The 3,603-nt window shown below is 68.5% G+C and carries 3 protein-coding genes; 1 reads left to right on the top strand and 2 read right to left on the bottom strand.

Features of this window, described 5'->3' with window-relative positions; genetic code table 11:
• The coding region (locus HY049_04745; GenBank protein MBI3448212.1) for a M48 family metalloprotease at positions 1–1,005 on the bottom strand (1,005 nt) is incomplete at its 3' end.
• Between the two features lie 160 nt (positions 1,006–1,165).
• Here HY049_04745 and HY049_04740 point away from each other — a divergent pair.
• On the top strand, positions 1,166–1,315 hold the full coding sequence (locus tag HY049_04740) for a hypothetical protein (GenBank protein MBI3448211.1): 150 nt from the start codon (positions 1,166–1,168) through the stop codon (positions 1,313–1,315).
• 46 nt (positions 1,316–1,361) lie between these two features.
• Here HY049_04740 and HY049_04735 read toward each other — a convergent pair.
• On the bottom strand, positions 1,362–3,603 hold a 2,242-nt coding region (locus tag HY049_04735; protein MBI3448210.1), incomplete at its 5' end, for a hypothetical protein.

Raw genomic sequence — 3,603 nt, 5'->3', positions numbered from 1 at the left:
GTACTTGCCGTGGTAGGCGGCCCCGAGGTTCACGAGGGCGTTCTGACTCTGCGGGAAGACGTCGGTGAGCTCTTCGAAGGTGTTGATGGCCAGATTGAAGTCGCCTTCGTGCAGCGCCCGGTATCCCGCGTCGAACTTGTTCGCGGCAAATGCCAGCTGGCTCAGGCCCTTCCGAACCTCCTCGAGGCGCACGGGGATCTCGGGGTGGAGCGGGAACGAACCCGGGTGGACGGGAACCTCCACGCGCGGGCCGATCGCCTCGCGGAGCTTCTCGAGGAAGGTGACGGCGCCGTCCGAGTGATAGCCGGCGCGCAGGGCGTAGAGCATGCCAAACTGATCGGCGTTGAGCTCGCGGCGCTGGATCAGCGCGTCGATCTCGGCCTGAAGCGCCCGGCTCGCCGTCTGGTACTCAGCCGAACCCGCGCCGAGCCTCTCGCACAGGGCGTGATCGACGTACCGGGCGACGGCCTGATCGACGATCGAGTTGGGGATGTCCCGGAAGGCAGCGTGCGCGATCTCGTGCCCCAGGGCGAAGGCGAGCTCGTCGTCCGTGAGGGTGTACTTTTCCAGGAGATCCCGCGTGACGTAGACGTGGCCGCCGACCAGGGAAAAGGCGTTGGCCTCATCGGCGCCGGGCAGCACGCGGAAATCGAACCGCATCTGGGGGCGGTCGCAGTACCGGGCCACGCTCCTGCCGATCCTCTCGATCCGTTCGTCGCGGACCGAGGGAGATTTTCCCTCCTGGAGAATGACCGCTTGCGTCCCCATCTCGCTCTCGTCGAGAAGGGTGAAAGAGGACGGCCCCAGGGGCGAGACGCCCCGCGGGAGGTGGAAGCCCCGGGGAAGGAGGGGAAGCGGAGCGCACGTCGTCTGCGGGCCGTTCTGGGCGGGAACGATCGGCCCGGGGACGGGCGCAGCGCCCGGGGGGAAGGCGACGCAGAACACCGCCAGAAGGGAACGCGCTCCCCTCTTCTTCCTGCCGGGCCGAGGGAACCCGAACTGCATGAACGCCTCTGCGATGTTGCGCGGTGCTTGGCTGCACGATACCCAGATCGCCCGCTTTTTACAAGAAGGCCGTGTCAACAGCCATACTGATTTTCCTTGCCAGGTCCTTTGACCCGGACGCTCATCCCGAGGTGCACGCCTGCTACTCGAGTGGGTGACGGTGAAGAGCGGCGAACGGGCGGTCCAGGTCTTCGTCGTCTACCCGGAGACGAAGGAGAAGGCGACCACGGTCCTCGTCATCCACGAGAACCGCGGCCTCACCGACTGGGTTCGCAGCCTCGGCGGCGTCCTTGATGAACGAGGCCGGTAGGCCCCGTGGCCCCAGAGGGACCCGTGCTCCAAGGAGGTGTTTTCGGCTATGGGCGCCCGGAAGGGATCTCCAGGTACTGGCGGCCGTCGGGGCTCGTGACGACGCGCGATCCGGGAGGCCGGCTCGCGATGGAGGCCGTCGGCCCCGCGCCTCCCCAGAGGGCGATCGCCGTCTGCCGTCTGCCGCCGCCGAGATCCAGAGTCGCCTCGACGAGAAGCCTCCCCGACCCGCGCGAGCCTGAAGCCACGACGAGATCGATCGAGGAGATCGCCCCCTCCGCCCCCGGCGCCGAGACCGTGGTGCCGGGAATCGCGGACTCGACGACGAGCCCCTGCTGCGGCATCGCCCGGACCGTCAGGCTCTCCCCCGAGACGAGAGGCGTCGTGCGAACCTGAAGCTCCTGCCGCCCCGCGCCGAGCGCGCGGCCCGGGGTCACTTCAATACGGATCGGCGCCTCCGGCTTGGCCGTGCGAGGCGCCTCGCCCGAGACGGCCGCGATCGGCGACGCGCTCGTCGGCGTGAGCGACAGGTTGAGCGTGAAGTCCCCGTTGTTGAAGGTCGTCGTCGCCCCGGAGATCGAGAAACTCTTCACCTGGAGGACGTAGAAGCCGGGCTGGAGGTCCGCGTGGAGCGCCTCGCTCGCGGCGCCGCTGTTCATCGACGAGACGATGACCGTCCCCTGATCGTCCAGCAGGAACAGGTCGAGATTGTTCATCCCGACGGGCCCGGCCGTGATGTCGAGCGTGGCGTCCGCGCCTTCCGTGTCGCCGAGCGTGAAGCCGTAGAAGGCGGACGAGGAGAAAAGGTTGGTCCGCTGGCTCGTCAGGCTGTCGACCGTCCCGGTCACGGCCACGCCGGAGTCGATCGGCGCGGGGAAGGGGTTCGTCACCGAGGGGAGCCCGCCCGGGGTGTAGGCGATCTGCCGCTCGTCGAGGAGCGAGGTGAGGAGGGTCCCGACGGTCGAGTCGGACGCCACGAGGCGGTCGGCGTAGTCGATGAAGTAGAGGAAGCTGTCGTTCTTCGCGTCGCGGAAACCCTGCCATATCTGCGCCGCGGGGATTTGGCCGCCATCGCCGCTGTCGGTCCGCGCGTCGTAGAGATCCCACAGAGCGCCCGACACCGAGGACTCGCTCCAGTACCCGGGGGTGCTCCCGGGGGCCGCGTTGTCCTCGAGATCGAACGAGAAGACCCCCGAGCTCATCGAGTCGAAGTAGAGCGATGACGACGGCGCGAGATTCTGGCTGGCGACGCCGAAGAAGTCGGCCCACCCCTCGCCCCAGGCGAGGCGCGGGTCGACGACGCCGCTCAGCGTGTGATTCCCCCCCGGCGAGTCATCGCGCGAGAGGAGAGCCTCCAGGTAGTGCGCGTACTCGTGATCGATGACGGTGTTGTCGAACTCGTCGGAGTCCGAGGTCCGGTCCCCTTTCACCACCGCTTCGTGCGTGGTCGGTCTGAAGAAGGTCCCGGCGGTGCTCGTCGAGGACCAGCGGACCTTCACCGACGGCACGGAGGCGGCCGGCTCCGCCGCGCTCACCCACATGCCGGCCAGGCGCAGCGCGTCGAGGATGTTGAAGGGCCCCGACGCGCGGCTCGCGTCGGTCGCGAGGAGATCCTCGTGGGCGTCCTGGCCGGTCGCGAGCGTGAAGTCGGGGCTCACGACCGAGTAGAGGATCTCGTCGGCGACGCCGACGACCGTCCCCTCACGGGTCGACGCGACGGCGCGGAGGTGCACCGGCCCGGCGAAGTCCGCGATCATCCGGTACTCGCCGTTTTCGTCGGTCGTCCCCGAGGCAAGCGTCGCACCCGTTCCCGAGTCGACCAGTTCGACCGCAAAGCTGGCGGCGCGCGTCCGGATGGGGGAGAGATCGGTCCTGAGCCCCACCTCGTCGACGGCGATTTTCTCGAATTCGAAGGCCCCCGTGATTGCCGAGACGCGCGGGGGCGGGCACAGCCCGGTCCCCGTCGGGATCAGGTTCATGTCGAAGACGACCGCCTTGCGGCACTTCCCCTTCACGCACCCCTCGCCGACGATCTGCCCCCGGTCGTTCAGGTCGTTCCACCCGGGGGAGTCGGTCGAATTGGGGTCCAGCATGCACGTGGAATCGAACAGGCCGTGGACCGGATCCCAGAGGAAGTCCGCGCCCGCGGATCGGGCCCCGAGGACCATGCTGTGGTTGTTGATGGCCGTCGCAATCGAGTTTCCCGGCTCGCCGGGGGTGAGATCGGTGACCTTGCCGTCCTTCCAGAGCGCCGCGTGGACGTGCCCTCCCGCGACGGCCACGTACCCG

The organism is Acidobacteriota bacterium (assembly GCA_016195325.1).
Taxonomy (GTDB): Bacteria; Acidobacteriota; Polarisedimenticolia; order JACPZX01; family JACPZX01; genus JACPZX01.
Note: the sequence above shows the minus strand (reverse complement) of the source record. Positions and strands in the feature narration are given on the sequence as shown.